The sequence below is a fragment of the Actinomadura soli genome, assembly GCF_005889715.1.
GTDB lineage: Bacteria > Actinomycetota > Actinomycetes > Streptosporangiales > Streptosporangiaceae > Spirillospora > Spirillospora soli.
The window spans coordinates 1-5,065 of sequence record NZ_VCKW01000405.1; the positions used below are offsets into that span (position 1 = coordinate 1).

3 protein-coding genes and 2 tRNA genes are annotated in these 5,065 nt (G+C 69.5%); 3 read left to right on the forward strand and 2 right to left on the reverse strand.

What is annotated here, in order from left to right; genetic code table 11:
- A tRNA-Phe gene (locus tag ETD83_RS39225) sits at positions 1-59 on the reverse strand.
- A gap of 32 nt (positions 60-91) precedes the next feature.
- Positions 92-166 (reverse strand) — tRNA-Asp (locus tag ETD83_RS39230).
- A gap of 269 nt (positions 167-435) precedes the next feature.
- Between ETD83_RS39230 and ETD83_RS39235 the strand changes: the two genes are divergently transcribed.
- The 3 genes from ETD83_RS39235 (at position 436) to ETD83_RS39245 (ending at position 4,918) form a co-directional block, all read left to right on the forward strand.
- Positions 436-1,860 carry an amino acid permease gene (locus ETD83_RS39235; protein ID WP_138650277.1) on the forward strand — a complete coding sequence of 475 codons (1,425 nt, stop codon included), beginning with the start codon at positions 436-438 and terminating at the stop codon, positions 1,858-1,860.
- 110 nt (positions 1,861-1,970) lie between these two features.
- Entirely contained in the window at positions 1,971-3,701 is a 1,731-nt protein-coding gene (locus tag ETD83_RS39240; RefSeq protein WP_230421492.1) for an adenylate/guanylate cyclase domain-containing protein, read from the forward strand.
- Positions 3,702-3,961: 260 nt separating this feature from the next.
- Entirely contained in the window at positions 3,962-4,918 is a 957-nt protein-coding gene (locus tag ETD83_RS39245) for a glycerophosphodiester phosphodiesterase (protein ID WP_138650280.1), read from the forward strand.
- Positions 4,919-5,065 lie beyond the last annotated feature (147 nt).

A 5,065-nucleotide genomic window follows, 5' to 3' on the forward strand; every position in this document is an offset into this window, starting at 1 on the left:
GGGCGGGGTCGAACCGCCGACCTTCCGCTTTTCAGGCGGACGCTCGTACCGACTGAGCTACCTGCCCGGGACGTGCTGGTGCACGTCTGGGCGGTCCTGACGGGATTTGAACCCGCGGCCTCCACCTTGACAGGGTGGCGAGCACTCCTAGCTGCTCCACAGGACCTTGCTGCTCCGAGCCTAGCGGCACCGGAGGGTGCTTGACGCTTGGCGACGTCCGAGAGCATACGCGATGCCCGAGGTGGTCGCCAACTCGTTAACGGCGGGGTTGGAGGGGAAGGTCGTCACGGAGAGATACCGGGGCGATACCGGTTTGTCAGTTGTGTTTCGTGTTATGCGCCCGGGGCTCCTAGTCTGTCCGGGTTGCGCAGCGGTGCGTGACCGGAGGGTGGCGCCGCTCCGAGAGGGGCGGGCCCTAGATGCGAGGGAGGCCGCGTGGTCGCAAAGCTCCCAGACCAGGGCGCGGAGAGTTATCAGCGAGGGTTGGGGACGCGCCAGATCCAGATGCTGGCGATCGGCGGGACGATCGGTACCGGGCTGTTCCTCGGGGCCGGGGAGAACATCGCCAAGGCCGGGCCGAGTCTGATCCTGACGTACGCCTTCGCCGGGCTGGCGTTGTTCTTCGTCATGCGGGCGCTCGGTGAGCTGCTGACGTACCGGCGGACGGAGGGAGGGTTCGCCGGGTATGCCCGGGAGTTCCTCGGTCCGTTCTGGGGTTACGCCACGACCTGGACGTACTGGATCATCTGGGTCACGACCGGCATGGCGGAGCTGACCGCGGCCGGCACCTACATCCAGAAGTGGTGGCCCGAGGTCGAGCAGTGGCAGACGGCGCTGGTGGCGCTGCTGATCCTGTTCGTGGTGAACCTGATCTCGGTGAAGCTGTTCGGCGAGCTGGAGTTCTGGTTCGCCATGATCAAGGTCGCGGCGATCGTGATGATGATCATGGTGGGGCTCGGGGTGCTGATCTTCGGGTTCAGTGACGCCGGGGAGACGGCGGCGGTCGGGAACCTGTGGGATCACGGGGGTGTCTTTCCCGCGGGGTACAGCGCGACGATCATGACGTTGCAGATGGTGATGTTCGCGTATCTGGGCGTCGAGCTGGTGGGTGTGACGGCGAGCGAGGCGAAGGATCCGGAGCGGAACATCCCGCGGGCGATCAACGCGCTTCCGCTGCGGTTCGCGCTGTTCTACCTCGGGTCGCTGCTGGTCATCCTCGCGGTGGTCCCGTGGACGGCGTTCAAGGGCGGCGCGAGCCCGTTCGTGCTGGCGTTCGACAAGATCGGCATTCCGGGCGGCGGGGACATCGTGAACTTCGTGGTGCTGACGGCGGCGCTGTCGTCCTGCAACGCGGGCGGGCTGTACTCGACGTCCCGGATGCTGCGGACGGCCGGCGTGAACGGTGACGGGCCGAGGCTCCTGTCGCGCTTGAACGGACGGGGAGTCCCTGTTCTGACCGTGGTGATCTCGGCGCTGGTGATGGGCATCGGGGTCGTGATCAACGCGGTGGTGCCGGAGAAGGCGTTCGAGTACATCACGTCGGTGTCGACCGGCGGGGCGCTCGCGGTGTGGACGGTCATCCTCGTCTCGCACATGATCTACCGGCGGAAGGCGAACGCCGGTGCGCTGGCGAAGTCGTCCTACCGGATGCCGTGGGCGCCGTACAGCAGCTGGGCGGTGCTGGCGTTCTTCGCGTTCGTGACGGTGACGATCGCTTGGGAGGCCGACACCCGGATCGCGCTGTACGTGATGGCGGCGTGGGCCGCGCTGGTCGTGGTCGGGTGGCCGTTCGTGCGGCGCGCCTCGCAGGACGCCACCGGTGTGAAGGTCGCCGTGGAGACGGAGAGCACGAGCGCCTGAGCGAGGGCCCGGTGGTCCGGCGGTGAGTGGTGCCGGGCCACCGGGCCGTTTCAGGTCGTGGGATGATCCCCCTGGGCGGTTCCATCCCTCCGGAGGCGCACGTGACGAGCATGCTCGAGATCCGTGTGCGCTGGGTCCTGCTCGTGGTGGTCGGCGTCGCCAACGTGGTCGGATCGATGGTGGTGCTGCTGTTCGCGACGTTCGTGGTGCCGGACCCGCCGCTGGACGATCGCGACCACGCCCACATGGTGAACGCGGTGGCGTTCTTCAGCTATCCGGTGGTCGCGGTGCCGGTGGCGTTGTTTCTGGGGTTGTGGCTGTGGCGGCCTGTTGTGTCGCTCGTCCGGGACGGGGGGACGCCCGATCGGCAACAACGGCGCGCGGTGCTCCTTGGTCCGTTGCGGTTGACGCTGCTCATCGGTGCGCTGTGGGTGATCGGGGCGCTGGGCTGGGCGGTGCTCGATCTTGTGTTGTTCACCGGACGGCTGGCGGTCAAGACCGGCCTGACGTGCCTGCTGGGCGCGGCCACGACCTGCACGATCGTGTACCTGTTGTCGGAGCGGCTGCTGCGTCCGGCGGCGGCGCTCGTGCTGGCGGCCGAGCGGCCCCGGAAGATCCGGCTGCCGGGGGTGACGACCCGGGTGATGCTCGCGTGGGCGCTGGGCACGGCGATCCCGGTGTTCGGGCTGATCTGCGTCGCCGTCGCCGCGCTGGCCGCGCCGGACATCAACGTCACCCAGCTCGCCGTCACGATCCTCGGCCTCGGCGGCGCCTCGCTCGTCGCCGGCGTCTATGTCACCTATATGGCGACACAGGCGATCGCCGATCCGATCAGGGCCGTCCGCAAGGGCATGGCGCAGGTGGAGCGCGGCGACCTCGACGCTGGGGTCGACGTGTACGACGCGAGCGAGGTCGGGCAGTTGCAGGCCGGTTTCAACCACATGGTGGCCGGGCTCCGCGAGCATGAACGGCTGCGCGACCTGTTCGGACGCCACGTGGGGGAGGAGGTCGCCGACCTGGCCCTGGAGCACGGCGACATCACGCTCGGCGGCGAGACCCGCGACGTGGCCGTGCTGTTCGTCGATCTCACCGGCTCCACGAGGCTTGCGGACACGCGGAGCCCGGACGAGGTCGTCACGCTCCTGAACCGGTTCTTCGGCGTCGTGGTGACGGTGGTGGCGGCGCACGGCGGCTGGATCAACAAGTTCGAGGGGGACGCGGCGCTCGCGATCTTCGGGGCGCCGACGCAGCTGGAGGACTCGGCGGGCGGGGCGCTCGGCGCCGCCCGGGAGCTGGCGCGGCGGCTGCGCGCCGAGGTGCCGCTGCTGGACGCGGGGATCGGCGTGTCCGCGGGCCCGGTCGTCGCCGGGTACATCGGCGCTGAGGAGCGGTTCGAGTACACGGTGATCGGCGATCCGGTGAACGAGGCGGCCCGGCTCAGCGACCTGGCGAAGGGGACGCGCGGACGGGTGCTCGCGTCGGCGACCGTCCTGGAACTGGCGCACCTCGCCGAGGCGGACGAATGGGACCTCGGACGGTCGGTGACGCTGCGCGGCCGGAGCCGTCCGACCCGGCTGGGCGCGCCTCGGGCGCCCGCGTCGCCGGATTCGCTGTTGGGGCCGTCCGGGGTGGACGGAGCGTCCGCGCTGGACGGACTGATGGGGACAGGGGCGCCGGCGGGCAGGGCTTTCATCCGCCGTGTCCGCTTTCCTCGTCCGCTGCGGCGGAGCCGGAAGCTCCTGGTCGGGGCGCTGATCCTGTCGAAGGCGGCCAGGGGCGTGGGGACGGACGGCAAGCCCGACGAGCCGGAATCGGGCCCGGACGGCGCCGTCCATTTCTGATCCAAAAGCCGTGTCCGCACCGTGCCGGATGCGCGACGATGCGTATCGTTCCCGTCCGTACACGGTCTGCTACCGCCCCGTAACTCCGGTGTCACCGGACGATCCGAGGGTTGGGAGCGAAATGGCCCCGGCTCCCCGACGCTCCCAGACCTCAAGGCCCGAGGTGTTGACGGTCTGCAGGCCCGGGGTTTCGCAGGCTCCGTGGCCGACGGGTTTCCGAAGGTTCCTGAAGGTTCCTGAAACGCTCCCGAGAGGTGAAGATGCACCGACGGAATCGTCTCGCGCTCATCGCCGTCACCGCTTCGACCGCGATCATCGCTCCGGTGTTGCCCGCCGCCGCGGACACCGGTCCGGGCTCGTCCTCGCGGTCCGGCGCCCCGGAACCCCATCCGCGTGCGGGCACCGCGCACGGTGCCGCCGCGTATGCCGCCGATGTCACGAATGTCGCGCACCGTGGCGCGTCCGCCTACGCGCCGGAGAACACGCTCGCGGCGTTCAAGCTGGCCGTGTCGCAGCGTGCGGACGTGTTCGAGCTCGACGTCCAGGAGTCCAAGGACCACAAGCTCGTGATCATGCACGACACCACGCTCGCCCGGACGACGAACGTGGAGGCGCTGTACCCCGGCCGCAGCCCCTGGAAGGTCTCCGACTTCACCCTCGCCGAGATCCGGAAGCTGGACGCGGGATCCTGGTTCGGGAGGAAGTACAAGGGTGAACGCGTCCCCACGCTGGACCAGACGCTGAGCGTCATGCGCGGCCGCGGCCTCGGGCTCCTGGTGGAGATCAAGAGCCCGAACCTCTATCCGGGCATCGAGAAGCGCGTCGCCACGGCCCTGAAGAATTCGCCGTCCTGGCTGAAGCCCGACCCGGCGGAGCGCCGTCTCGCCGTCCAGTCGTTCGACTGGGAGTCGATGCGCCGCTTCCACTCGGTGCTGCCCAACGTCCCGATCGGGCTGCTCGGCACGCCGAAGGTCGAGGACCTGCCCGCGCTGGCCTCCTACGCCGACCAGATCAACCCGACGTACCGCGACCTGACCGCGTCCTACGTGAAGCAGGTGCACGCGTCCCGCATGGATGTGCTCACCTGGACGGTCGACGACAGCGGCGACATGAGGAAGGCCGTCCAGCTCGGCGTGGACGGCGTCATCACCAACAAGCCGGACGTGCTCCGCCGTGTCCTGTCCGAGACGACCGCCCCCAACCGCTCGGCCGCCTAAGACCAACCCGAGCCGCGCCGCCCGTTCGGCGCCTGATCCGACCGCCCGTTCAACTGTCCGATCCGGATGCCCGTTCGGCTGTCGGCCGCTCGTTCGGGCGCTTGCGCAGGCGTCGCGGGGGACGTCCGGGTCAGGTGGTTGGGGTGG

Bases quoted from the DNA above. Each gene is read 5' to 3' on its own strand.
- ETD83_RS39245 (WP_138650280.1), top strand. From the start codon at position 3,962: ATGCACCGACGGAATCGTCTCGCGCTCATCGCCGTCACCGCTTCGACC.
- ETD83_RS39240 (WP_230421492.1), top strand. From the start codon at position 1,971: ATGCTCGAGATCCGTGTGCGCTGGGTCCTGCTCGTGGTGGTCGGCGTC.